Source organism: Staphylococcus sp. HMSC065D05, from assembly GCF_001813195.1.
Taxonomy (GTDB): Bacteria; Bacillota; Bacilli; order Staphylococcales; family Staphylococcaceae; genus Staphylococcus; species Staphylococcus epidermidis.
Genome location: NZ_KV811774.1, coordinates 51,134 through 75,883 on the forward strand (window position 1 = coordinate 51,134; position 24,750 = coordinate 75,883).

The 24,750-nt window shown below is 30.7% G+C and carries 26 protein-coding genes; 19 read left to right on the plus strand and 7 right to left on the minus strand.

Features of this window, described 5'->3' with window-relative positions; genetic code table 11:
* Window positions 1–9 precede the first annotated feature (9 nt).
* Genes liaF through vraR form a run of 3 tightly spaced genes read left to right on the plus strand, consistent with a single transcriptional unit; the run spans window position 10 to window position 2,373 of the window.
* Window positions 10–711, plus strand: coding sequence for a cell wall-active antibiotics response protein VraT (gene liaF, locus HMPREF2897_RS11440; RefSeq protein WP_070593287.1), 702 nt, complete (start codon window positions 10–12; stop codon window positions 709–711).
* Entirely contained in the window at window positions 708–1,754 is a 1,047-nt protein-coding gene (locus HMPREF2897_RS11445; RefSeq protein WP_070593289.1) for a sensor histidine kinase VraS, read from the plus strand. The genes liaF and HMPREF2897_RS11445 overlap by 4 nt, the downstream gene beginning before the upstream one ends.
* Complete coding sequence (gene vraR, locus HMPREF2897_RS11450; protein ID WP_002473914.1) at window positions 1,744–2,373, plus strand: response regulator transcription factor VraR; 630 nt, start codon at window positions 1,744–1,746, stop codon at window positions 2,371–2,373. Before HMPREF2897_RS11445 ends, vraR begins: the two co-directional genes overlap by 11 nt.
* Before the next feature lie 56 nt (window positions 2,374–2,429).
* Here the strand turns inward: vraR and HMPREF2897_RS11455 are convergent, their stop codons facing one another.
* From HMPREF2897_RS11455 to HMPREF2897_RS11465, 3 genes are all read right to left on the minus strand, one after another.
* On the minus strand, window positions 2,430–3,608 hold the full coding sequence (locus tag HMPREF2897_RS11455) for a YihY/virulence factor BrkB family protein (RefSeq protein WP_002458547.1): 1,179 nt from the start codon (window positions 3,606–3,608) through the stop codon (window positions 2,430–2,432).
* A gap of 405 nt (window positions 3,609–4,013) precedes the next feature.
* On the minus strand, window positions 4,014–4,298 hold the full coding sequence (locus HMPREF2897_RS11460) for a YtxH domain-containing protein (protein WP_002447438.1): 285 nt from the start codon (window positions 4,296–4,298) through the stop codon (window positions 4,014–4,016).
* Window positions 4,299–4,305: 7 nt separating this feature from the next.
* Window positions 4,306–4,770: a low molecular weight protein-tyrosine-phosphatase gene (locus HMPREF2897_RS11465; RefSeq protein ID WP_070593291.1), complete on the minus strand. Its 465-nt coding sequence runs from the start codon at window positions 4,768–4,770 to the stop codon at window positions 4,306–4,308.
* Window positions 4,771–4,911: 141 nt separating this feature from the next.
* On the opposite strand from HMPREF2897_RS11465, the gene HMPREF2897_RS11470 reads away from it, so the two are divergent.
* The 3 genes from HMPREF2897_RS11470 to HMPREF2897_RS11480 all read left to right on the plus strand — a co-directional run bounded on the left by HMPREF2897_RS11470 (window position 4,912) and on the right by HMPREF2897_RS11480 (window position 6,981).
* Entirely contained in the window at window positions 4,912–5,127 is a 216-nt protein-coding gene (locus HMPREF2897_RS11470; protein WP_001830421.1) for a DUF1128 domain-containing protein, read from the plus strand.
* 1 nt (window position 5,128) lies between these two features.
* Complete coding sequence (locus tag HMPREF2897_RS11475) at window positions 5,129–6,370, plus strand: aminopeptidase (protein WP_070593293.1); 1,242 nt, start codon at window positions 5,129–5,131, stop codon at window positions 6,368–6,370.
* Window positions 6,371–6,450: 80 nt separating this feature from the next.
* Entirely contained in the window at window positions 6,451–6,981 is a 531-nt protein-coding gene (locus tag HMPREF2897_RS11480) for an acyl-CoA thioesterase (protein ID WP_002447436.1), read from the plus strand.
* Between the two features lie 135 nt (window positions 6,982–7,116).
* Here HMPREF2897_RS11480 and yfkAB read toward each other — a convergent pair whose 3' ends face one another.
* On the minus strand, window positions 7,117–8,259 hold the full coding sequence (yfkAB, locus tag HMPREF2897_RS11485) for a radical SAM/CxCxxxxC motif protein YfkAB (protein ID WP_038812422.1): 1,143 nt from the start codon (window positions 8,257–8,259) through the stop codon (window positions 7,117–7,119).
* A 158-nt stretch (window positions 8,260–8,417) separates the two neighbouring features.
* On the opposite strand from yfkAB, the gene HMPREF2897_RS11490 reads away from it, so the two are divergent.
* From HMPREF2897_RS11490 to HMPREF2897_RS11520, 7 genes are all read left to right on the plus strand, one after another.
* The gene (locus HMPREF2897_RS11490; RefSeq protein WP_001830395.1) at window positions 8,418–8,579 is read left to right on the plus strand and encodes an SE1561 family protein; all 162 of its coding nucleotides are present in this window, start codon (window positions 8,418–8,420) and stop codon (window positions 8,577–8,579) included.
* 298 nt (window positions 8,580–8,877) lie between these two features.
* Window positions 8,878–9,396: a type 1 glutamine amidotransferase domain-containing protein gene (locus tag HMPREF2897_RS11495; protein WP_002447434.1), complete on the plus strand. Its 519-nt coding sequence runs from the start codon at window positions 8,878–8,880 to the stop codon at window positions 9,394–9,396.
* Between the two features lie 323 nt (window positions 9,397–9,719).
* Window positions 9,720–10,529, plus strand: coding sequence for a monofunctional peptidoglycan glycosyltransferase SgtB (gene sgtB, locus HMPREF2897_RS11500; RefSeq protein WP_070593295.1), 810 nt, complete (start codon window positions 9,720–9,722; stop codon window positions 10,527–10,529).
* Between the two features lie 278 nt (window positions 10,530–10,807).
* Window positions 10,808–11,611 (plus strand): recombination regulator RecX, encoded by an 804-nt coding sequence (gene recX / locus HMPREF2897_RS11505; protein ID WP_038812423.1) that lies wholly within the window; start codon window positions 10,808–10,810, stop codon window positions 11,609–11,611.
* Window positions 11,604–11,918 carry a YfhH family protein gene (locus tag HMPREF2897_RS11510; protein WP_001830430.1) on the plus strand — a complete coding sequence of 105 codons (315 nt, stop codon included), beginning with the start codon at window positions 11,604–11,606 and terminating at the stop codon, window positions 11,916–11,918. Before recX ends, HMPREF2897_RS11510 begins: the two co-directional genes overlap by 8 nt.
* Before the next feature lie 15 nt (window positions 11,919–11,933).
* Window positions 11,934–13,451, plus strand: coding sequence for an ATP-binding cassette domain-containing protein (locus tag HMPREF2897_RS11515; protein WP_070593297.1), 1,518 nt, complete (start codon window positions 11,934–11,936; stop codon window positions 13,449–13,451).
* A gap of 8 nt (window positions 13,452–13,459) precedes the next feature.
* Entirely contained in the window at window positions 13,460–14,296 is an 837-nt protein-coding gene (locus tag HMPREF2897_RS11520; RefSeq protein WP_070593298.1) for a hypothetical protein, read from the plus strand.
* Between the two features lie 174 nt (window positions 14,297–14,470).
* On the opposite strand, the gene HMPREF2897_RS11525 is transcribed toward HMPREF2897_RS11520, so the two are convergent.
* On the minus strand, window positions 14,471–15,445 hold the full coding sequence (locus HMPREF2897_RS11525) for a metal-dependent hydrolase (RefSeq protein WP_002447429.1): 975 nt from the start codon (window positions 15,443–15,445) through the stop codon (window positions 14,471–14,473).
* Window positions 15,446–15,624: 179 nt separating this feature from the next.
* On the opposite strand from HMPREF2897_RS11525, the gene mutY reads away from it, so the two are divergent.
* The 3 genes from mutY (at window position 15,625) to HMPREF2897_RS11540 (ending at window position 19,295) form a co-directional block, all read left to right on the plus strand.
* Window positions 15,625–16,668 carry an A/G-specific adenine glycosylase gene (mutY, locus tag HMPREF2897_RS11530; RefSeq protein ID WP_002487334.1) on the plus strand — a complete coding sequence of 348 codons (1,044 nt, stop codon included), beginning with the start codon at window positions 15,625–15,627 and terminating at the stop codon, window positions 16,666–16,668.
* A gap of 106 nt (window positions 16,669–16,774) precedes the next feature.
* Complete coding sequence (locus HMPREF2897_RS11535; protein WP_001830384.1) at window positions 16,775–17,317, plus strand: nucleoside tri-diphosphate phosphatase; 543 nt, start codon at window positions 16,775–16,777, stop codon at window positions 17,315–17,317.
* A 241-nt stretch (window positions 17,318–17,558) separates the two neighbouring features.
* Entirely contained in the window at window positions 17,559–19,295 is a 1,737-nt protein-coding gene (locus HMPREF2897_RS11540) for an ABC transporter ATP-binding protein (protein WP_002447427.1), read from the plus strand.
* Between the two features lie 150 nt (window positions 19,296–19,445).
* Here HMPREF2897_RS11540 and HMPREF2897_RS11545 read toward each other — a convergent pair whose 3' ends face one another.
* Both HMPREF2897_RS11545 and HMPREF2897_RS11550 read right to left on the minus strand, forming a co-directional pair.
* Window positions 19,446–20,540 (minus strand): FUSC family protein, encoded by a 1,095-nt coding sequence (locus tag HMPREF2897_RS11545; RefSeq protein ID WP_002447426.1) that lies wholly within the window; start codon window positions 20,538–20,540, stop codon window positions 19,446–19,448.
* 306 nt (window positions 20,541–20,846) lie between these two features.
* Window positions 20,847–22,136 (minus strand): glutamate-1-semialdehyde 2,1-aminomutase, encoded by a 1,290-nt coding sequence (locus HMPREF2897_RS11550; RefSeq protein ID WP_002447425.1) that lies wholly within the window; start codon window positions 22,134–22,136, stop codon window positions 20,847–20,849.
* A gap of 80 nt (window positions 22,137–22,216) precedes the next feature.
* On the opposite strand from HMPREF2897_RS11550, the gene bcp reads away from it, so the two are divergent.
* The 3 genes from bcp to perR all read left to right on the plus strand — a co-directional run bounded on the left by bcp (window position 22,217) and on the right by perR (window position 24,176).
* Window positions 22,217–22,675, plus strand: coding sequence for a thioredoxin-dependent thiol peroxidase (bcp, locus tag HMPREF2897_RS11555; protein ID WP_002458538.1), 459 nt, complete (start codon window positions 22,217–22,219; stop codon window positions 22,673–22,675).
* A 2-nt stretch (window positions 22,676–22,677) separates the two neighbouring features.
* A complete protein-coding gene (locus tag HMPREF2897_RS11560) occupies window positions 22,678–23,628 on the plus strand; it encodes a phosphoglycerate dehydrogenase (protein ID WP_070593300.1) in 951 nt (316 codons plus the stop codon).
* Window positions 23,629–23,723: 95 nt separating this feature from the next.
* Window positions 23,724–24,176, plus strand: coding sequence for a peroxide-responsive transcriptional repressor PerR (gene perR, locus HMPREF2897_RS11565; protein ID WP_002458536.1), 453 nt, complete (start codon window positions 23,724–23,726; stop codon window positions 24,174–24,176).
* Window positions 24,177–24,750: the final 574 nt, after the last annotated feature.

Consider the following 24,750-nt stretch of genomic DNA (forward strand, 5'->3'; position numbering starts at 1 on the left):
TGGCGAAATATGACACGCAAATATATATCAACTGAAATGTTGATTATTTTTACTGCTTTAATGATTATTGCCAATTTTTATTATATATTTTTTGAGAAAATTGGTTTTTTACTAGTACTCCTATTAGGATGTGTACTTGTATATGTAGGATATGTGTATTTCCATAAAGTTAGAGGACTATTATCTTTTTGGATAGGAACTTTATTAATTGCTTTTACACTTTTGTCTAATAAGTATACGATTATTATTCTATTTGTCTTTTTAATTGTAGTCATCATACGTTACTTGGTTTATAAGTTTAGACCTTTAAAAGTGATTGCTACAGATGAAGACATCACATCACCCATTTTCATTAAACAAAAATGGTTTGGTGAACAACATACACCAGTGTATGTATATAAATGGGAAGACGTACAAATTCAACACGGTATAGGAGACATACACATTGATATGACAAAAGCAGCAAATATTAAGGAAACAAATACCATAGTTGTGCGTCATATTTTAGGTAAAGTACAAGTAGTTGTACCTCTTAATTATAATATAAATTTACGTGCGACTCTCTTCTACGGTACTGCTTATGTGAATGATAAATCTTATAAGATTGAGAATAACCATGTTCAAATTGAAGAAAAAACGAAAGATGATAATTATACTGTTAATGTTTACGTTTCATCATTCATTGGAGACGTAGAGGTGATTTACAGATGAATCACTACATAAGAGCTATAGGCTCAATGCTTATATTAGTATATAGTATGTTTATTGCTTTTTTATTTATTGATAAAGTGTTTGTAAATATTATCTTTTTTCAAGGGATGTTTTATACACAAATATTTGGAATACCTGTTTTTCTATTTTTAAATTTATTAATAGTTTTTTTATGTATTATAGTTGGATCTGTTTTAGCTTATAAAATTAATCAACAAAATGATTGGATTATTTCCCAAATAGAAAGATCAATAGAAGGACAAACAGTGGGTATCAATGATCAAAATATCGAATTATATATAGAAACGATAGATATTTATCATACACTAGTTCCATTAAATCAAGAATTACATCGACTTAGAATGAAGACTCAGAATTTAACTAATGAAAACTACAATATTAATGATGTAAAAGTCAAAAAGATTATCGAAGATGAGCGACAGCGACTTGCTAGGGAATTGCATGATTCTGTTAGCCAACAATTATTTGCTGCGAGCATGATGCTATCAGCAATAAAAGAGTCGAAATTAGAACCACCTTTAAATCAACAGATACCAATTCTTGAAAAAATGGTTCAAGACTCACAACTTGAAATGAGAGCTTTGTTGTTACATTTAAGACCGATAGGTTTAAAAGATAAGTCTCTAGGTGAAGGTATTAAAGATTTAGTCATCGATTTACAAAAGAAAGTACCAATGAAAGTTTTGCATGAAATTCAAGATTTTGAAGTGCCAAAAGGTATTGAAGATCATTTGTTCAGAATTACACAAGAAGCTATTTCAAATACATTGAGACATTCAAATGGTACGAAAGTAACTGTGGAATTATTTAATCAAGAGGATTATCTTTTACTAAGAATTCAAGATAATGGAAAAGGATTTAATGTAGATGAAAAATTTGAACAAAGTTATGGTTTAAAAAATATGCGAGAACGAGCGTTAGAAATTGGTGCGACGTTTCATATTGTATCTTTACCTGATTCAGGTACACGAATTGAAGTTAAGGCACCATTGAATAAGGAGGAGAATTCAAGTGGCGATTAAAGTTTTATTTGTTGATGATCATGAAATGGTAAGAATCGGTATTTCAAGCTATCTTTCAACACAAGAAGATATAGAAGTAGTAGGTGAGGGTGCTTCTGGTAAGGAGGCTATCACTAAAGCGCATGAGCTAAAACCAGATTTAATATTAATGGATTTACTTATGGACGATATGGATGGTGTAGAAGCTACTACTGAAATAAAAAAAGATTTACCTCAAATTAAAGTAGTCATGTTAACAAGCTTTATAGAAGATAAAGAAGTTTATCGTGCACTTGATTCTGGAGTAGATAGTTATATTTTAAAGACAACAAGTGCAAGTGATATAGCTGACGCTGTGCGTAAAACGTATGAAGGTGAATCAGTATTTGAACCAGAAGTGTTAGTAAAAATGCGCAACCGTATGAAAAAACGTGCCGAGCTTTATGAAATGTTAACAGAAAGAGAAATGGAGATCTTATTACTTATAGCTAAAGGATACTCTAACCAAGAGATTGCAAGCGCCTCTCATATCACCATCAAAACAGTAAAAACTCATGTAAGTAACATACTGAGTAAATTAGAAGTACAAGATCGAACACAAGCAGTAATCTATGCGTTTCAGCATAATTTAATTCAATAAATTATTAAAGGCGAAAGTAACGGTGCATCTACCGATACTTTCGCCTTTCGATATTATCAGTCGGTTGTGTGATGTTCTTCTTTAGATTGATGATTGATATTATAAGTATCATCTTCATTAGAAATATCTACATCTTTATTATCTTTGTAGTATTCATAAGTCGTATTTTCGTTATAATGATTTTCATTGTTATCCTCATGTTTAATAGCAGCTTCTTCAGGTGTGTGACCAGCTATGACTTTTCTTTGGTGAATAATTGCATTGATTTCAGCACCGATAATAATAATAAAGCTTGTGATATACAACCATAAGAATAAAATGATAATACCAGCTAAACTTCCGTATGTTTTCGAATAGTTACTAAAGTTTGAAATATAGTAACCGAATGCAAACGACCCTAGTAACCAAATAATGGAAGTGAAAATAGCGCCAGGAATAACGGAACGTAATTTTGTTTTAACATTAGGTGCAACTGAATAAAGTACAGTAAATATGATGAAAATAATAATCAATGGAATAACAATTCGTACTAAATTAAAAATCCATTCAATTTGATTATCAATACCTAGTGGTCCAAATAAAAATTTATTAATGACTGGACCTAGTGTAATAAGTACAACAGCAACAACAAATACTGCACCTAAAACAAGTGTGTATAGTATACTTAATAATTTAACTACTATACCGTTTCGAGAATCTTCAACGTCATAAGCAACATTAAATGAGTTAATGATAGCGGACATTCCATTTGATGCTGACCAAATAGCTAAAATTAACCCAACTGACAAAATACCTCCACTGGCAGTGTCAGAGATATCTTTAACAATTCCGCCAACGATACTAGCTGTTTCTTGATCAGGGACATATTGACTTACTTTTTGATTAATCTGATTAGCATCAATCGTGATGAATTGACCAAGTAGCGTAAGTAAAAAAATTAGCATTGGGAAAAGTGCTAATACAAAATGATACGTCATCTGTGCTGCTAAACCTGCAGCGTCATCTTTACCTATCCTATAAATAAGGTAGGAAAAGAAATTAGAGTTTTCGGTGTATTTTGCTGGTTTATTCAGCCGAGAAACAAAAAATACTTGATTCTTTTTTTTAGGTTTCTTCGATTGGAATTCTTGCGGTTCTATATATGTACGGTCAACTTCTATTTTTTTATTCTTTTTATGCTCTTTATCTTCTATTGAATTAAGATATTTAGAAGTTGTTTTCTCTTTTTTTGACATAACAATCTCCTTCGCTTTTTATGTTTTACATTTAAACTTGTATTCCCATATTTGCGGTATAGTAAAACAAAAATGGTTTTATTTATATATGATAAATCCAATACCCTTTAAAAAGTAATGTATTTTTAACACTCAATGATTATTTTGGCCTAAATTAAATAGAAAGGCAATAGTTTTTGAATATTGATTTATAGTTTTAAACACGAGTTAAAGTATTAAACAAGGGCGAGTCAAAGTTTAACAATCAATGTAGAGTTTATAATCAACAAAGATAAAAAGAGTGGAGCAGAATTCATTTAGAATGAATTCCGTTCCACTTCATAGTCATTGAATATCATAAACTTATATGCCTACATTTTCCAATTGAAGTCCTACTTTCTCAGAAAATGCTACGTATTTAAAAGTTTATTTACCTAAGCGTTGATTTTTACGATTTACAAAAGTTTCTTTAGCATCTTTAATTGAACGTTCTAATTCAGGATTATTGCGACGTATTTCTTCTAATGTATCCTTCCAATACATTACTTCATCTTTGATGCTACTTATTTTTGAAGGTTTACGTGTACGATTTCCTTCTTTGATGTCTTTGAATGATTGTTTTAAAGAATGACGTGTAGATTTATCAGCAAGAGCAGCCGCGCCACCAATTACGGCACCAATTAAAATACCAGGCACTAATTTATTTTCCATAGTTGAATTACCTCTCTTTCAAATTTGCATCTTTTACGATGTAGTCAATTAAATTATCACAAGATGATTGCACCATCTCGAAAACACCTTCAAAATTATTAGTGTAGTATGGATCTGGTACATCACTCTCTTCCATGTTACTAAATTCTAGCAATTTGAACAATTGTCCTTGTAAATTTGGATTGATTTGTTTGATATTGTCTACGTTACTTTGGTCCATAGCAATAATATAGTCAAAATCATCATCAGGTTCGAAAAGTTCGCTCACCATACCATCATAAGGAATATGGTACTTCTGTAGAATTTTTTGTGTTCCATTATGTGGAGGTTCGCCTAAATTCCAACGTCCTGTACCTCTAGAAAGAACTTTTATATCTGAAATGCCTCTTTCTTGTAGTCTTTGCCTCATGATAGCTTCAGCCATTGGAGAACGACATATATTACCTAGACATACAAATGCTACATGTATCATAAGTATTCACTCCAAACTATGTATTTATATGCCCATTTTATATACTATCTAAACAATAAGAAAGTACTTAACCTCAAATTCTATCAAAGTTTAACAAAATATGATATTTTGATAGAATATTGAACTAAAGAGGTGAATTAAATGTCATTATCTAATGAAGAAATGATTTCTAATATTAGACAAAAATTAAATATTGTAAATCAAGCATTACTTAATCCGGAAAAATTTAAATCAACACCTCATCAAGACATAAGCGAAATATATGAATTCGTAATGTCTAAAGATTCATTCTCGCCTAGTGAGGTTACGGCCATTGCGGACCATTTAGGACAACTTAGACAAGATATGGAGGATTAATATGACGAGTTATCATAATAAGTTAAAACAATATGCAGAATTATTAGTAAGAGTGGGAATGAATGTACAGCCACATCAACCAGTATTTATACGTTCATCTGTCGAAGCTTTAGAATTAACTCATTTAATCGTTGAGGAAGCATATAAAGCAGGGGCAGAAGATGTTCGAGTGAGTTACACAGACCCGAGATTAAAAAGATTAAAATTTGAAAACGAATCAGTTGAACACTTTGAAAACCAAGAACTCAAACAATATGATATTGAAGAGCGTCTTGATTATGTTAATCGTGGTGCAGCGAACTTGGCACTCATTGCTGAAGATCCAGAGCTATTAAGTGGAATAGACGCGCATAAGTTAAAAGCGTATCAAACTGTATACTCAAAAGGATTTAAACCATATATGGAAGCAAGTCAAAAAAACCAGTTTCCATGGGTAGTGGCTGCTTTTCCTACGCGAGATTGGGCACATCGTGTCTATCCTGAGTTGGATGTTGAATCGGCATATATTAAATTCATTGATGAAGTATTTGATATTGTTCGTGTAGATGGACAAAATCCAATTGAAAATTGGGAAAAACACGTTAAAGATTTAAGTGTTCACGCTAAACGATTACAAGAGAAAAACTATCAAGCTTTACATTACATATCAGAAGGCACGGATTTAATAGTAGGGTTACCTGAAGGACACATATGGGAAGATGCAACAAGTTATGTAAATGGGGACGGTCAACCTTTTATTGCTAATATCCCTACAGAAGAAGTTTTTACAGCTCCAGATAGAAACAATGTTAATGGATATGTAACAAACAAATTACCTTTAAATCTTAATGGTAACATTATAGACGGGTTTACATTGATTTTTAAAGATGGTGTGATAGTTGATGTCAAAGCAGAAAAAGGTGAGAAATTACTTAAAGATTTGATTGCAACTGATGAAGGTGCATGTAGATTAGGGGAAGTAGCACTAGTGCCCGACGATTCACCAATATCAAACCGACGCACAATATTCTATAACACTCTTTTTGATGAAAATGCATCATGCCACCTAGCTATTGGGTCAGCTTATAGTTTTAATATCAAAGGTGGTACTGAAATGACTACAGAAGAAAAAATTACAAATGGACTTAATGATTCCAATATTCATGAAGATTTCATGATTGGTAGTCCTGATTTAACAATTTATGGGATATTGCAAGATGAAACAAAAGAATTAGTTTTTAAAAATGGAAATTGGGCTAAATAGTATAAGTGGAATAAACAATCAATTTATTGAAATGAATTGGGAGTTTGTTTAAATATTATAAATTGGGGAGATTATGATTTATGGCTAACACAAATAGAAAAAGCAAAAAAATGTCAGATGCTAAATGCGTCAAAACAAGACAGGTATATCCACAAGATACCAATCATCATCACACAATGTTCGGTGGAACTTTAATGGCAAATATAGATGAAATAGCTGCTATTACTGCTATGAAGCACGCTGGGAACCCAGTTGTTACTGCATCAACAGATTCTGTTGACTTTTTAAGACCTATTACAACAGGAGATATTTTATCATATGAAGCAATGGTTTCTTATGCTGGAACAAGTTCAATGGAGATATGTGTTCAAATTGTTATCGATGATGTTTATAAGAACGAGCGCCATTTGGCTGCTTTAAGTTTTTTAACTTTTGTAGCATTAGATAGTGATGGAAAGCCAACATCAGTACCTGATGTTGAACCTGAAACATCTGTAGAAAAATGGTTCCATGAAACTGCACCACAACGTGTTGCTAGACGTAAAGAACGTCGTAAAGAAAGTATAGATACAATTGAATATTTATCTAGAGTTAGACATATCGAAAAGTAAGAATTTAGTAATTAATTTAAATGATAAGATAATATAATTTTAACAATAAAGTTTTCTCTTTTAATAAAACAGTAACCACTCTATGAATGTTAAAAACTACATAGAGTGGTTACTGTTTGTTTATACCAAAATTAATTACGAAAATATTTGATATTGATGCATTTTTTGTTCTTTTTTCTTGAAATCAGTATTTGGGTAATACATATTTTTAACTAAAACATTTGGACCAAGACAGTGATATTCTGCACAATGACAATTTAAAGATTGTGCAAGATCAGTGTTTAACCACTTGTTGAATACATCTGTCAATTTATCCTTTTGTATATTAGATATTGTACCATTTTCATCACCAAAGTCAGTCACAATAACATCGCCAGTAAATACATTAACATTCAAACGGCTACGACCATCTGGGTCATTTCTCATTGTAACATTCTTTGATTTTCTTAAACGTTGCAATAAATGTTGATCATATTCATCATTTAAACAAGGATAGATAGGTAGAGTACCAAACAACATCCATGTGTTTTCATCACGTATATCTAATAAATGATGAATAGCTTCTTTCATTTCTTTAAGAGATAATACATTTAATTGACTAGCAAAATCAGATGGATACATTGGGTGAATCTCATGACGGCTACATTTCATGTCATTTACCACTTCGTTATGTATTTTATTTAGATAAGGGACTGTGCTTTGATTAAGCATTGTTTCTGCCGAAACGAACATACCTTGGTCTGATAAAGTGCTGGAATTTTCAAGCATTTGCTCATATAATTTCAACTTGGCTTTTAGAGGAGGTTGTTTTCTCATTGCACCAAAGCCAACATCAGTAAACTCTTGAATGGTTCCCCAATTATGTGAAATGTGCATAACATCTATGTATTCTGCAATATCTAAATACCGGTCTTGAGGTAAAGTTAAATTTGAATTCATTTGAACATAAATACCACGATGTTTGGCATACTTAAGTAGAGGTTTAACGACGTTTTTGATTGATTTTTTGGAAAACATGGGTTCTCCACCTGTAATAGACAATGTTCTTAAGTTAGGTATCTCGTCCAAACGTCGATAGATGATATCCATTGGAAGAGGATCAGGATCTTTAGTTTGTAAAGTGTAACCAACTGCACAATGACTGCAACGCATATTACATAAATTTGTAGTTGTAAATTCTATATTACTCAATGTTAATTGGTTATGTTCTAAAATATCATTGTATGCTTCCCATGGGTCATTGTTGATAGAAATAGGGGATTTGTTTGATATTATCATAATTTATTACTCCTAAAATTAAAAAATTTCCATCTACTTTGTTTTGATTATGTGCAAAATGTACAATGAATATTATTATGATTATATCGCTTTTTGTCAAATTCTGTTAGGATAATATTATCGTAGTAAATACAAGTAAAAAGGAGTTCCAATATTTAATGAGTGAACAGCAAACGATTGATCAAATTAAAACACGATTAAACAAATTTATTGAAGACATTGATCACGTAAATCCGGATGAGGTACGTGTAGAAGATATTGATGAGTGGATTGGTTTACTTGATCAGTTGGAAGAAAAAGTGAAACAAGTTTCAAAATAATTATTTAGGAAGTCTAGGACATCAATCACAATCCTAGACTTTCTTAACGTATAACCACTGAATAATTAAAACATAAAAGTTTTCCATATAATTTAGTATTGGGGCCCCAACAAAGAGAATTTCAGATAGAAATTCAACAGACAAAGCAAGTTGGGGTTGGAGAATGACAATGTAATAATATTAATAAGTTTAGCTTTTTTTAATTTGGAAAATTTAGCAATAGATGTTTAACACCCTATTTTTTTGTCTATACTATATTTAGATTGAAAAGCAGATAAATGAAAGGTGATGTCAAATTATGACAAAAAAAGTAGCAATTATTCTAGCAGATGAATTTGAAGATATAGAATTAACAAGTCCTAAAGAAGCATTAGAAAATGCTGGATTTGAAACAGAAGTGATTGGTGATACAGCTAACCATGAAGTTGTTGGTAAGCACGGTGAGAAAGTCACTGTTGATGTTAGCATTGCTGATGCCAAACCAGAAGACTATGATGCATTATTAATTCCTGGTGGATTTTCACCTGACCACTTACGTGGTGATGAAGAAGGTCGCTATGGTACTTTTGCTAAGTATTTCACTAAAAATGATGTTCCAACATTTGCAATTTGTCACGGTCCATTAGTATTAGTTGATACTGACGATTTAAAAGGACGTACAATTACGGGTGTTATTAACGTACGCAAAGATTTATCAAATGCTGGTGCGAATGTTGTAGATGAATCAGTAGTGGTAGACAACAACATTGTAACAAGTCGTGTACCTGATGATTTAGATGACTTCAATAGAGAAATTGTAAAAAAATTAGAAGCATAAATCGCGATTTACAATGAACTAATTTGCATTCATTATTATGATTTTAAATTATTGATTAAGGCTGTTGTTAAAGTTTTTGACTTTCTCAACAGTCTCTTTTTTATGGCATCAAATAAATGATTAAAAACTGAATTTTGACAGGTAAATGATATCTTTTAAATGACAACTTGAGTATAAATGAATAAATTATACTTTTGACTTTACTTAAGTCTTAAAATTACTGCTACACCTTGGGACTGATTTTTTAACTTAACTATAGCTAAACGGTTAAACAATTGGTAAACTCACTTTAAAAGGGTGAGTTTGAGAAAAGGAGATAACCCATGAAAAGAAGCGATAAATATACGGCTGATTATATTGAACAACATTATGAGTCTCAACGACCTCATTACAATACGTATTATCAACCAATAGGGAAACCACCGAAAAAGAAAAAAAGTAAAAAAATTTTCTTAAAAGTAATTATCACTATATTAATTTTATTAATTATATTTTTTGGTGTCATGTACTTTATTTCTTCAAGAGCAAATGTAGATGATTTAAAATCAATAGAAAATAAAAGTGATTTTGTTGCTACCGAAAATATGCCTAACTATGTAAAAGGCGCATTTATTTCAATGGAGGATGAGCGTTTCTATAAACATCATGGCTTTGATATAAAAGGAACGACAAGGGCATTGTTTTCAACTATTAGCGATAGAGATGTGCAAGGTGGAAGTACAATTACGCAACAAGTTGTAAAGAATTATTATTACGATAATGAACGATCCTTTACAAGAAAAATCAAAGAATTGTTTGTAGCGCGTAAAGTCGAAAAGCAATACAGTAAAAATCAAATTTTAAGTTTTTATACGAATAATATTTATTATGGTGATAATCAATATACTGTAGAAGGTGCTGCAAATCATTATTTTGGTGTAACGGTAGATAAAAACAATTCAAATATGAGTCAGATTAGTGTGTTACAAAGTGCCATATTAGCAAGCAAAGTAAATGCGCCAAGTGTGTATGACGTAAATGATATGTCGAATAATTACATCAATAGAGTTAAAACCAATTTAGAGAAAATGAAACAACAAAATTTTATTAGTGAATCACAATATCAAGAAGCTATGTCTCAACTTGGAAATTAAACGACAAACAAATAAAGATGATATAAATATATTGGTATTAGTTTATAGAAGCAATACTTTTATTAACTATTTAATGATGATGTTGTGTCAATCTTTTAAAACATTTTAAGTCGATAGCTAAATAAATTTGAAGGAGTAGGACAGGATGAAATCTGTTTTACTTCTTTTTTATTGCATAAAGTAAATATATAAAATTCAAAGTCTTTTATGAAACATCTAATGATGTGTAATAATATATGTAAGAAAAAACGTTTGAATATAGAAGTAGGGATAGTAAAATGTCAAAGGTAACTAAAATAGAAGTACAAAAAAAGAATAAAGAACGCTTTAATCTCTTTTTAGATGGAGAATTTGAAATGGGAATAGATATTGATACACTAGTTAAATTTAACTTAAAAAAAGATCAAATACTTGAACCGTCAGATATGCAGAACATTCAAGAATATGATCACTACCGTCGAGGTGTTAATCTCGCAATTCAATACTTGTCTTATAAGAAACGTACTGAAAGAGAAGTTATACAGTATTTAGAAAAAAACGATATTCAAAGTAATGCTATTCAAGATGTCATTGACTATTGCTATAAGGAAAAGTTTATTGATCATGAAGATTACGCAGAAAGTTTAAAAAATACCATGATACATACTACAGATAAAGGGCCAGAAATATATAGACAAAAACTCTACCAATTAGGTATTGAAGCTACGATTATTGAAAAATATGTCAAAGCATATGAACAACAACAACCATTAGATGACGTTATTAAAGTTGGTAAAAAAGTGATGAAGTCTAAAAAAGGCCCTGAAGCAAAGGTAAAGCAAAAAGTAACACAGTCACTTCTCCAAAAAGGATATAAACTTGAAACGATTCAACTAGTTATGAATGAAATAGATTTTTCTCAAGACGAAGAAACATTAGACCATTTATTGCAACGTGATTTAGAGAAAGTCTATAATAAAAATTGTAAAAAATATGACAGTGATAAAAGTGTTATTAAAACCATAGAGGCACTTATGAGAAAAGGCTATAATTATGATAAAATTAAATCTAAATTAGAAGAAAGTGGTATATCGTATGAATAAAAAGAAAATGAGTGAAATGTCCGAGCAAGAACTTAGACATGAAATACAATTATTTAAAGAAAAAATGCGTAAAGCAGAGATGAATGGCATTATGAATGAATATGATGTTTATCAAAGTAAAGTGATTATAGCAGAAAGCTATCTAGTGGATCGCAATAAAATTGAACCTGGAAAAATCTATAAACTCAATGATGGTAGTAAACAGTACTTTAAAGTAGAACGACTCAAGGGTGTATTTGCATGGGGGTTTAGAATAAACAGTAGTGAACCTGAGGAAGGTCTACCATTAGCATTATTAAAATTTTAGAAGGATGTATAATTGATGGGAAGCTCAATAGTTTTAAAATTACTCAAGGTAACACATTATTATAGAAATCATAGTTCAAAAAAATGGTATCGACCATTGGGTTATGATGCCGAGGACATCAACCTAAATAATATTTCTTTGCACATTTATCAAGGTGAAGCATTAGGTATAATCGGTGAACCTGGATCTTCTAAAACTTTGATTGGTCGAATTTTAAGTGGTTCAGTGAAACCTGATAAAGGTAAGGTTGTCCGAACTAAAAACTTGTATTTCGGTGATATTGATGATCGAAAGATTAATAATTTAACTGTGAGCCAATATGTGAGCGAACTCGTACAACTTTTTCCTTATGAAGTAACTGAGCATAAAGTTGAACAAATTATTCATTGGGCACATTTAGGTGATCATATAGAGGAAAAGGTTTCTAATTTAAGCGAAAAATCATACGCACAACTTTTACTTAGTATTGCACGTTCTTCAAAAAACGATATTATCATCTTAAATCACGTTTTATCACATTTAGATGAAACATTTATAGAAAGAGCTTCCATTTTATCAACAGATTATATTGAAGCAAATAAAACTCTAGTCTTAATCGATAATGATATAGAAAAGATAAGTAAAACAAGCAACTACATAACATGGGTATCACATGGCCAGATACGCAAGGAAGGTTCTCTAAATCAGGTGTTACCAACTTTTAGAGAACATGAAAAAGATCGTAATAGTTTAAAATCAGAAATGGAAATTGAGAACTTTGATTATGATTGGAAGAAGAATCGATCTCGGATTCCTGAAATGACTTATAATTTCAAAAGAATAGAACGTTATAATCATGCTAAGCCACCAAAATTTCTAGTGAGATTTTGGACATTATTTGTCAGCTTTTTGATGGGGCTTGTTTTAATGACTGTACTTTTCTTTAATAACTTAGGTATGGTCAAACTAGGGAATATTAATACTCAAGCATCCATACAGAATCAGAATAAAGATACTTACGAAGAAAAACTTGCATATGGATTAGCATTAGATGGATCAGTTACTTTAAACGGGTCTAAAAATTTAAAAGTACCTAAGTATAGTTTAATTACAATTACGGGTGAAAATAACAAAAGGTACCGCGTCGAATTGAATCAAAAGACATATAGTATTAGTAAAAATCAAGTGTTTTATTTCAATCCAGCTGGGTTATACGAATCTCATACTTTTAAGAAATTATCACCCTATATAAAATCAAATTATAGTACTTACGTAGAGTACTTTAACAGTCACTTACATCAAAAACATGATAAAGTAACAGAAACGCTTAGACCTGATAAAGATAAACAGTATGTTGTACCGATTACGCAACAACCTATAAAAATGATATTTGGTGATAATGATAAACTGTCTGGATTTGTTATTCCAATGACAAATAAAACGGAATTGAAAAAAACATTTAATATCACGAAGGATGTATGGATTACAAAAAATGGAAGCGGTTATTTTATCGCTGACATGAAAGAAGAAAAATGGATTTATATTGAATTGTAGGTGTGAAAATGATAGATAATTTAATTGTATATATTAAAAACTTACCACATCTTTTTAGTTTTTGTACTCAAAGGCTTAAGCAAACATGGAAGTGGTTTGCAATTAGCCTAATTATAGGACTAGTAATTATTCTAGCATTAGAAGGATTTTTTAATTTTAACCATACTACTGATATTGTTCAAGTGCGTTGGTTATTCAGAATTTCATCACTCATCATATTCAGCATAATTATACAATCTATTTATATAGCTTATAAGTACTATATCAGAGATTTCGTTGTCATGAAGTCATTTCATATATCTGCTGTCACACCTACCATAGTTATAGCGATGTTAGGTTTAATAACAATACTTATTCTGGGTATAGTTATTATTATCCTTAAGCCTGTGAATTTTGAAGCATCAATACTTTCATTTTTATATTATTTAGTAATTATAGCCATTTTTATCAGTGTGACTTCGATAATGTTGGGCTTATTGAATTATGCAATTAAACATGTAAAACTGATATTTATTATAGTAAGTGCTATCAGTTTTTTTATGGTTCCAATTACATACATCCCTAAGACAAATTTAAATGTGATTAATCATATTATGATGTTAAATCCTCTGTATTATTTCGTAAATGGTAGTTCGCAAGCAATAATATTTGGTACAGTCAGTATGAGCAATTTACCTTATCATTTATATATTATTATTTTAATTGGAATCATGTGTGTGATTAATTATGCGCTTGTGCGTCACATAGCATTTGATAAATATCAAAGCCAATCTAACCAAAAGAGTTATTCAAAAGAGAAAAAGAATAAAGAAAAGAAACGTTTAAACGTAAATTTAGATAAATAAATAGTTCAATAAAGTGTACGATATTTTATTAATTAAGAATGCCTCAGACATCAATTAAAGTCTGAGGCATTCTTAGTTTATAGGCAGTCGATGGCTAAATTGAAATTCTTTCATATCAAGTTTTCTCCAATGTTAGCATCGTAGTTAATACGAATTTTGTAACACTCAAATATATTATGAAAATAATTTACGTTGTAATTTATCTTCGCTAAATACCCACCCAATATAAGAGTGATCAATTTCATTTTCATGTGTTAAATGTGCAATAGCTACAAAAGAATAACGACCTTTATTTAAGTATCTTAAATCCATAAGTCGAATTTCCGTTGTGCCATCATCTAATGGCGTAGTTTGCCAACGATAAATTGAAGAAAAGTTTAAAAATGTATAAATATCTTTATTACCTTTAACTTTCCATAATATCGAATCAGGAGTCATAGACTGGCGTTTAACTTTATCAGTAAAAACTACATTTTTCCATTTGGAAACACCGACATAATCATGCTTATCTGTTTGTATTGCGACCCGCCATACATGAAATTTCATTGTTGGAGCTACGAATACTTTTACTGGTGTATGCGATTGCTCAATTTTTTGAAGTGCTTGTTTTCTAATTGCTGCTTGCATCTTAAATCTTACAATATAATAGCCTATGAGAATTAATATGATTGGAAAGAAAACAATATATGGATGAATACCTAATATCCACAATAAGACACCTATACTTAAAATAATAAATATTATCGGATCAAAGGTATTAATCACGCTTAATTGAATCCATTTGTTAGTTATGGGACGCAATGCTTGAGTACCATAAGAATTAAAAATATCTACAAAGACATGTAAAAACACTGCTAGTTGTGCCCACAACCATACATGTAAGGGGTTCGTGTGACTAAATATTACAAATATAAAAAATGTAATTAATATAGGCCATAATATTGTAAAAGGTAATGAATGTGTAATTCCTCTGTGATGTGAAATATATGTCGCATTATCCTTTAGTTTCAGTACGGTGTCACCGTCTGGTATTAAAGAACCTGCGATTAAAGTCGTCGCAGTAGCAGCAAATGATCCTGCCATAACTGGATCTTGCGTTGCTAAAGCTGTAAGACCCACACCCATAACGATATGTGTGGCTGTGTCCATAATTGCTCACTCTTTTCTTCTTTATTTAATATATATTATAATCTAAAAGTTGAAATAACAAAATTAACTTACTTTAAATAAACATATACTAAGTAATGTAATATGGAGTCATGTTAAAGTTAACATAAGAATGCTTTTAATAATACATTCTTATGAAACTAATAGAGAGGGAAGGTTTTATGTATCTAGAAAATTCTTTTAAAAAAGATATTGAAGATTGGTTTCATAAAAATCAAAGAGATATGCCTTGGAGAGAAACGACTAATCCTTATTATATTTGGCTAAGTGAAGTGATGTTACAACAGACGCAAGTAAACACTGTTATAGATTACTACTATAGATTTATACATAGGTTCCCTACAATTCAGTCGTTGAGCGAAGCTAGTGAAGATGAAGTGTTGAAGTATTGGGAAGGTTTAGGCTATTATAGCAGAGCGCGTAATTTCCATACTGCTGTAAAAGAAGTTAATAATAATTATGATGGTGAGGTACCATACGATCCTGAAACATTTAAAAAGTTAAAAGGTGTGGGTCCATATACTCAGGCGGCGGTCATGAGTATAGCTTTCAACCATCCTTTAGCAACTGTCGATGGTAATGTTTTTAGAGTATGGTCACGATTAAACAATGACTATCGTGATATAAAGTTACAGTCTACTCGAAAAGCATTCGAACAAGAATTACACCCATATGTGTTGAAGGATGCGGGAACATTTAATCAAGCGATGATGGAGCTAGGGGCGTTAGTATGTACTCCAAAATCACCATTGTGTTTGTTTTGTCCTATTCAAGAACACTGTGAGGCATTTCATATGGGGACTGCACAAGAATTACCAGTGAAAACTAAAAGTTTAAATAAAAAAAACGTTGAGCAAAAAGTTTTTCTGATTCGTAATGATAATGGTCAATATTTACTTGAAAAGCGTAAAGAAAAACTTCTTAACGGTATGTGGCAATTTCCAATGAGAGAACAAACAAATGCAAACGATGTGATATCTGATGATTTAGGAAAAAGAATCGAAACAATTAACGAACCAGTATTTAAATTAAAACATCAATTTACCCATCTTACATGGGATATTGAAGTATACAATGTTACAGCACCTCTTAATATACAGGAGAATGATTTACCTCAACAAATGACGTGGTTTAATTTAGATGATAGGGATCAGTATACATTTCCCGTACCAATGGATAAAATATATAAGTTTATTGAAGGTTAATTTATAAACATCAATCTCATATGCCACTTATAAATGATAGGTTAATCAAGCATATTAAAATATGATATAATCTAAATGGTTAAATACGATAAAGGTGGTGTGGAGTATGGTAAAGGAATCCATACCTAAAGAAGGAGAAAATATTAAGATTCAAAGTTATAAACATGATGGTAATATTCATCGTGTCTGGTCAGAAACCACAATTTTAAAGGGAACAGAACATGTGATTATTGGTGGTAATGATCACACTTTAGTAACTGAAAGTGACGGGCGTACATGGATTACTCGAGAACCAGCAATTGTATACTTTCATTCTGAATATTGGTTTAATGTTATTTGTATGTTTAGAGAAGATGGTATTTATTATTATTGTAATTTATCTTCGCCTTTTGCATGTGACGAAGAAGCTTTAAAATATATTGATTATGATTTAGATATCAAAGTTTATCCGAACGGAAAATATCATTTACTTGATGAAGATGAGTACGAGCAACATATGAACCAAATGAATTACCCTCATGATATCGATATTATTTTAAGAAGAAATGTTGATATTTTACAACAATGGATAGAACAAAAAAAGGGACCTTTTGCTCCTGACTTTATAAAAGTATGGAAAGAACGTTATAAAAAAATTAGAGATTATTAAGCAAAATAGATGTAAATAAGATTAAAATAATTTATATTGTAAAAGTAATCTATAAAAATTCATAAATGAAGTGTAACAACAATGATAATTTGTTAGTTCATCTTTCTAACTTAATATCTGATAGAGTGTCTTCGTGTATTAGAGGTTGAGACATTAACATTTGTATCTTTTATTTTTAAAGTGTATACAAATGCAATGTGCCAACCTCTCTTCATTTTCAAATTATTAGGAGGGAAGGCGCATGATAAAACGATATTTAAAGTTTGTAAAACCTTATAGATATCGTATTATTGCAACAATTATAGTAGGAATTATTAAATTCGGTATTCCCATGCTCATACCTTTATTGATTAAATATGCTATAGATGGCGTGATTAATAATCATTCGCTTACAAATCAAGAAAAATTTAGTCACCTTGGTGTAGCGATAGGAATTGCATTATTTATATTCTTAATTGTTCGTCCGCCGATTGAGTTTATTAGACAATATTTAGCTCAATGGACAAGTAATAAAATACTATATGATATTCGTAAACAATTGTATAATCACTTGCAAGCACTAAGTGCTCGATTTTATGCAAATAATCAAGTCGGTCAAGTCATTTCAAGAGTGATTAATGACGTCGAACAAACAAAAGACTTCATTCTTACTGGATTGATGAATATCTGGCTTGACTGTATAACGATTATTATCGCACTTTCTATTATGTTCTTCCTTGATGTAAAATTGACGTTTGCTGCTATTTTTATTTTTCCATTTTATATTTTAACTGTTTATTTTTTCTTTGGAAGATTACGTAAACTTACACGTGTGCGCTCACAAGCTCTAGCAGAAGTACAAGGCTTCTTACATGAGCGGGTTCAAGGAATGTCTGTTATTAAAAGTTTTGCTATTGAAGACAATGAAGCGAAAAATTTTGATAACCATAACAAAAACTTTTTACAACGAGCATTCCAACATACAAGATGGAACGCGTATTCTTTTGCTGCTATTAATACTGTTACAGATTTAGGTCCAATAATTGTGATTGGCGTGGGTTCATATTTAGCAATTACCGGGTCGATTACTGTCGGAACTCTAGCAGCATTTGTCGGTTATCTAGAACAATTATTTGGACCACTTAGAAGACTAGTATCTTCATTTACTACACTTACACAAAGTTTTGCATCTATGGACAGAGTATTTCAATTAATGGATGAGGATTACGACATCAAAAATGGCATTGGAGCACAGCCAATTAAAATCAGTGAGGGTCAAATTGATTTAAAACATGTGAGTTTCAAATATAATGAAAATGAAAAAGAAGTATTACACGATATTAATTTAACAATTAACAAAGGTGAAACTGTAGCTTTTGTAGGTATGAGTGGTGGTGGAAAATCTACTTTGATTAATCTTATACCAAGATTTTATGATGTGACTCAAGGTGAAATACTTATCGATCATCATAATGTTAAAGAGTTCCTAACTGGTAGTTTGAGGAATCAAATAGGCTTAGTACAACAGGATAATATTCTTTTTTCTGATACTGTTAAGGAGAATATTTTGTTGGGTAGGCCTGATGCGACTGATGATGAAGTCGTAGAAGCTGCAAAAATGGCGAATGCCCATGATTTTATTTCAAACTTACCGAATGGATATGATACTGAAGTAGGGGAACGTGGAGTTAAATTATCAGGTGGACAAAAACAAAGGTTGTCAATTGCACGTATCTTTTTAAATAATCCTCCTGTTTTAATATTAGATGAAGCAACAAGTGCATTGGATTTAGAGAGTGAAGCAATTATTCAAGAAGCACTTGATGTTTTAAGTAAGGATAGAACAACATTAATTGTTGCACATCGTTTATCGACAATTACTCATGCAGATAGGATAGTTGTAATGGAAAATGGACGAATTGTTGAGACTGGCACACACCAACAATTAATTAATAAACGCGGTGCATATGAGCATCTTTATAGTATTCAAAATTTATAAAACATTGAAAATGCCTGAGACTGTTGTTGTCTCAGGCATTTTTGTACTGTTGGCAGTTATTAAAAATAAGAACTATTTTACCTATAGTCAAAACAGCTAACTAGTAGAATTTCACTGGTTAATCCAATAAAATTCTGATTTACCATTGTATTATAAGTCAAAGTCCTCATCTGAAATGTCTATATCAGTATCAGAACGGTGATAGGTAAAGAAACTTAAACGGATGCGATCTAAGTGTTCAAGTTGATATCTGTATTCTTCAATTTCAGCAATAATTTGCATCATATTGCTATAAGAATATTGCGTCTGATGTGGGTTTTTAATTAATTCTTGCTGAAAAGCATCCATCAAGTTTTTCTTCTGAGGATTGTCAACTTCATAATCTAGTTGAGTGACATCATATCTAGCTTTTTTAGATAAACTCTTAAATATTTGTTCATGTAAAGTAACTAATGAATCAAGTTCTAATTTGATTTGTAAAAGTAATTGATTATTTAGTTGATATAAATCATTTTGATATCGTGACATTCGTTTTAGCACTTCATATGCTTGTCTAGTCGTTCTAACTACTTCTCTAAATAGTATTTTTTTTCTATTCTGTTGATAAATATGTTTTTTTGTTAATGGTCTTTCTTCATTGTAATAGTCGAAAATCTTTTCTAATTTATTGATGCGTGAGTTTAGTTGATCACCATCCTGTTTAATATTATGAAATTCTGATGTGTCATTGAGTACAAGTTTAAACCACACAAATATATCAGAAGAAATATTCATTGAATTATAATAAATTTTTGTTTCAAACTTAGGAGGTAAAAAAATTAGATTGACAATAGAAGAACTCAATACACCAATCATCACTAGTACAAATCTAAAAAATGCAGCAACATAGAAAGAACCAGTATGTTGCCCCATAATTATAAGAGCAGTTACGCTTGCAAGTGTTGCTACATGAGCTAGATTAAATTGGAACAAAATTGCAATGAGTAAAATAACGGTAACGCCCATGATAATGAAATTATCACTGAATATCGTTACCATTGTTACTGCAAGTAGTGCACCAATCACATTACCAATAGCTTGTTCAGAAACAGTTTTGATTGAGCGATAAACACTTGGTTGCATGGCAACTACTGCACTGACACCTGCTAACGTTTTTAGACCAATATTATCAGGAAGTAAAGAAGCGATAGACATAGCTAAGATAATGGCTATACCAGTTTTGAAAATCCGAGCTCCAAGTCTCAAATTAAATGCTCCTTTTAATTATTTTGAGTAATAATAATACTCTCATTCATTATTGTTATACACCCCTGAACTTAAATAATCAAGTTTATCTATATGCAATGTGGTTTTTAGATGAAAAATTTTAAGAAATTAAGTAAATAGTTTTATTTTGTACTTTATAAGCTATTAAATTTTATAAACTATCATAAATTTTACTTAAGAAAAGTGAAAACGCAAATTTCAATTAAATTTTCAACAGTTAATCCATAATTGAACATAAAAAGAACTTGAACACATAGGTAATGTGTCAAGTTCTCATACTGTAGGTTATTTCATTTTACTAAATGCATAATCAGCTGCTTCTAGTGTACGATCAATATCTTCTTCAGTATGTTCTGTAGTTAAGAACCACGCTTCAAATTTAGAAGGTGCGAGATTAATACCTTGGTTCAACATTAATTTAAAGAATTGAGCGAAAGCATCTCCATCAGAGTTTTCAACTTGTTCATAGTGCGTAACTTTTTCATTTGTGAAATACAATGTCAGTGAGCCATAGATTCTATTTATTGTTGCTGTAATTTGATGCTTATCTATTAATTTTTGTAACCCTTCTTCAAGACGACGACCTAATTGATCAAGTTTATCATAAACACCTTCTTGTTCAAGAACCTCTAATAAAGCAATACCTGCTCTCATTGATAACGGGTTACCGGCCATTGTTCCGGCTTGATAAGCTGGACCTAGTGGTGCAACGTGCTCCATAATATCTTGTCGACCACCGTAGCCACCAATTGGTAAACCACCGCCAACAATCTTACCAAAAGCTGTGAGATCTGGTTTAACACCTAATAAATCTTGAGCTGCACCATAATGGAAACGAAAAGCAGTGATAACTTCATCATAGATAACTAATGTTCCATTATCATGAGAAATTTTATTTACTTCTTCTAAGAAGCCTGGTTGTGGCATGACCATCCCAAAATTACCCACAATCGGCTCTACTAATACTGCTGCAATATCGTCTTTCCAATAATCAATAGCTTCTCTATATGATTCTATATCATTAAACGGTACTGTAATAACCTCTTGTGCAACACTTTGGGGGACACCAGCAGAATCAGGAGAACCAAGTTGAGAAGGTCCACTACCAGCTGCCACTAAAACTAAATCAGAATGACCATGATAAGAGCCTGCAAACTTAATAATTTTGTTTCTTTTAGTGTAAGCACGAGCAACTCTAATTGTCGTCATAACTGCTTCAGTACCTGAGTTTACGAAACGGATCTTTTCTAAAGAAGGAACAGCTTCTCTAAGTTTTTTTGAGAATTTTATTTCTAATTCAGTAGGTGTCCCATAAAGCACACCTTTTGCTGCTTGATCTTGGATTGCTTCGGTAATATGCGGGTGTGCATGACCAGTTATTATTGGTCCATAAGCTTGTAGATAGTCGATATATTTATTACCATCTACATCATATAAGTAAGCGCCATGACCTTCTTTCATTACTACTGGTGCCCCGCCACCTACTGCTTTATACGACCGTGAAGGTGAATTCACACCTCCCAAAATATATTCATTAGAAAGTTGCTGAAGACGTTCGCTTTCAGTAAATTTCATATCTATCAACCTCTTTTTATTTAATATTTTCAATTAATATCGTATCATAAAAGCAACACAATTAAGAAATAGGTGAGTATATGATTAGTAAAGGTGAACAATTTCCCTCTTTTTCTTTAGAAAATCAAGATGGTAATTTTATTTCAAATGAAACAATTAAAGGTCGTAAAACAATTCTTTATTTTTATCCAAGAGATAATACACCAACGTGTACTACTGAAGCTTGTGAATTTAGAGATCACATTGAAGATTTTAACCAACTTGATGTAGATATATATGGAATAAGCGCAGACTCTAAAAAGAAACATCAAAATTTTATAAAAAAACATCAATTGAATTTTGACTTACTTGTAGATAAAGATTATCAACTTGCTGATAAAGTAGGGGTTTACCAATTGAAAAAATCATTTGGCAAGGAGAATATGGGGATTGTAAGAACAACATTTATTCTCGATGAAAATGGTAACATTATTGATGTGATTGAAAATGTAAAGGTAAAAACGCAAATTGAAACAATAAAAAATATTCTGGAGGGTTAATTTTGAAAATTGTTAGCTTAAATAGATTAAATGAAATAGAAAACGAATTAAGAAAACAATTTCCAAACGAAGAATTTAAATTTTATGACAAAGCTATAAATATCCCAATCAATGATAGAAAAACTATGGACATTTTAATAGGTTATGATGGCAAAATAGATCGTCACTTTATCGAACATTGTATCAACCTTAAATGGATTGCATGGTTTGCAACAGGTGTAAATAATTTACCGTTAAATTATATTAAAGAGCGAGATATCATTCTAACAAATGGTAAAGGTATACAAGCTAAACAAGTTTCTGAATATATAATGACATTCATTTTGGATGATTATAAAAAAATGAAAACTTCCTATAGAAATCAAATTGAAAAAAATTATGACTCCAGAATTACTGGTAAAAGATTAAACGAAGAGACTTTATTGTTATTGGGAACAGGTGCGATTGCACAAAGGGCTGCTTATTTAGCCAAAGCTTTTGGAATGAAAGTGATAGGGGTTAGTAAGTCAGGAAAAAATGTTGAACAATTTGATGAAGTATATACAATTGAAGAGTTAGATAATGTTATTGAAAAGGCGAATATTATTGTTAATGCATTACCTGAAACTGAAGAAACAATTCACTTATTAAAAAGAAAACATTACATACAAATGGACAATAATGTTTTATTTATAAATGTAGGAAGGGGAACAATTGTTGATGAGGAAATGCTCATCAATGTACTCAAGGATCGATTAATCAGACATGCTTATTTGGATGTTTTTGAAAAAGAACCACTTAGTAAGGATAATCCTTTATATGATTTAGACAATGTGACTATAACTGCTCATATTACAGGTAATGATTCTAATAATAATAGAGAAGCTACGGATATTTTCAAAAAGAATCTTGAGCATTTTCTCAATAATTATGATGTAATTGAGAATAAAGTAGACTTAGATTATGGTTACTAATTGAAAATAGCAAGTATTTATTGACATTTATTTATAGCAACAGTTATATTAATATTAAGTAATAATAATTATTATTTAGAAAGATGGTGAAAAAAGTGAGTGCGGAACTTGAATCTATTGATCATGAACTTGAAGAGTCCATTGCGTCATTAAGACAAGCGGGCGTTCGTATTACACCCCAAAGACAAGCAATTATGCGCTATCTTATATCTTCACATTCACATCCAACAGCAGATGAAATATATCAAGCACTTTCACCTAAATTTCCTAATATAAGTGTTGCTACTATCTATAATAATCTAAGAGTATTTAAAGATATTGGTATAGTCAAAGAGTTAACATATGGTGATTCATCTAGTAGGTTTGATTTTAATACACATAATCACTACCACATTATATGTGAAAAATGTGGTAAAATCGTTGACTTCCATTATCCACAATTGGATGAAGTAGAGCAATTAGCTCAACATGTAACAGATTTTGATGTTACTCATCATCGGATGGAAATATATGGAGTATGTAAAGATTGCAAAGAAGAAGAAAATTGATGAAAGTAAGTTCATAGAAGCAAAATAAAAATTTAGTCATTATTGATACTTTTGTGAAGTTTTATTGAGATAAAATAATGATGAAATAGTATGACTGTTTAGCAATTTCATATAATTAATCGTATATAAGTAGTAGGGGCTGTAATAATTTGTACAGCCTCTTTTTTTTACATAAGACTTCGTTTTGCAGATGTACAAAACGAAAGTATTTACACTATATAATTATAATGTACTATATGTAGATATATATTCACTCATTAAGTAAATTTTAACTTAAAAAATCAACAATAAATATTGACGTTACGTTTATATCTTGATACTATATAAAAGTCGTCAAAAGCAGTTTAATTAATTGAAAAGAAAAAGTTAAGAACTTTAAAATTTAGTTAACAAAGTGTAATTTTGACTATTGAAATTAAAATCAATACATTATAAAATGTTATTTGTTGAATTAATTAAGAATCGACAAGAAATAAAATATAAATTAATTCTTGACTTAATAAATTCCATTTGTTACAATAATGTATTGTAAGTGTTAAAGAACATTGAAAACTGAATGACAATATGTCAACGT

Excerpts from the sequence above, each read along its gene's own strand:
- liaF (WP_070593287.1), top strand. The coding sequence starts at position 10 with ATGACACGCAAATATATATCAACTGAAATGTTGATTATTTTTACTGCT.
- HMPREF2897_RS11445 (WP_070593289.1), top strand. The coding sequence starts at position 708 with ATGAATCACTACATAAGAGCTATAGGCTCAATGCTTATATTAGTATAT.
- HMPREF2897_RS11455 (WP_002458547.1), bottom strand. The coding sequence starts at position 3,608 with ATGTCAAAAAAAGAGAAAACAACTTCTAAATATCTTAATTCAATAGAA.
- HMPREF2897_RS11460 (WP_002447438.1), bottom strand. The coding sequence starts at position 4,298 with ATGGAAAATAAATTAGTGCCTGGTATTTTAATTGGTGCCGTAATTGGT.
- HMPREF2897_RS11465 (WP_070593291.1), bottom strand. The coding sequence starts at position 4,770 with ATGATACATGTAGCATTTGTATGTCTAGGTAATATATGTCGTTCTCCA.
- HMPREF2897_RS11470 (WP_001830421.1), top strand. The coding sequence starts at position 4,912 with ATGTCATTATCTAATGAAGAAATGATTTCTAATATTAGACAAAAATTA.
- HMPREF2897_RS11475 (WP_070593293.1), top strand. The coding sequence starts at position 5,129 with ATGACGAGTTATCATAATAAGTTAAAACAATATGCAGAATTATTAGTA.
- HMPREF2897_RS11480 (WP_002447436.1), top strand. The coding sequence starts at position 6,451 with ATGGCTAACACAAATAGAAAAAGCAAAAAAATGTCAGATGCTAAATGC.
- yfkAB (WP_038812422.1), bottom strand. The coding sequence starts at position 8,259 with ATGATAATATCAAACAAATCCCCTATTTCTATCAACAATGACCCATGG.
- HMPREF2897_RS11490 (WP_001830395.1), top strand. The coding sequence starts at position 8,418 with ATGAGTGAACAGCAAACGATTGATCAAATTAAAACACGATTAAACAAA.
- HMPREF2897_RS11495 (WP_002447434.1), top strand. The coding sequence starts at position 8,878 with ATGACAAAAAAAGTAGCAATTATTCTAGCAGATGAATTTGAAGATATA.
- sgtB (WP_070593295.1), top strand. The coding sequence starts at position 9,720 with ATGAAAAGAAGCGATAAATATACGGCTGATTATATTGAACAACATTAT.
- recX (WP_038812423.1), top strand. The coding sequence starts at position 10,808 with ATGTCAAAGGTAACTAAAATAGAAGTACAAAAAAAGAATAAAGAACGC.
- HMPREF2897_RS11510 (WP_001830430.1), top strand. The coding sequence starts at position 11,604 with ATGAATAAAAAGAAAATGAGTGAAATGTCCGAGCAAGAACTTAGACAT.
- HMPREF2897_RS11515 (WP_070593297.1), top strand. The coding sequence starts at position 11,934 with ATGGGAAGCTCAATAGTTTTAAAATTACTCAAGGTAACACATTATTAT.
- HMPREF2897_RS11520 (WP_070593298.1), top strand. The coding sequence starts at position 13,460 with ATGATAGATAATTTAATTGTATATATTAAAAACTTACCACATCTTTTT.
- HMPREF2897_RS11525 (WP_002447429.1), bottom strand. The coding sequence starts at position 15,445 with ATGGACACAGCCACACATATCGTTATGGGTGTGGGTCTTACAGCTTTA.
- mutY (WP_002487334.1), top strand. The coding sequence starts at position 15,625 with ATGTATCTAGAAAATTCTTTTAAAAAAGATATTGAAGATTGGTTTCAT.
- HMPREF2897_RS11535 (WP_001830384.1), top strand. The coding sequence starts at position 16,775 with ATGGTAAAGGAATCCATACCTAAAGAAGGAGAAAATATTAAGATTCAA.
- HMPREF2897_RS11540 (WP_002447427.1), top strand. The coding sequence starts at position 17,559 with ATGATAAAACGATATTTAAAGTTTGTAAAACCTTATAGATATCGTATT.
- HMPREF2897_RS11550 (WP_002447425.1), bottom strand. The coding sequence starts at position 22,136 with ATGAAATTTACTGAAAGCGAACGTCTTCAGCAACTTTCTAATGAATAT.
- bcp (WP_002458538.1), top strand. The coding sequence starts at position 22,217 with ATGATTAGTAAAGGTGAACAATTTCCCTCTTTTTCTTTAGAAAATCAA.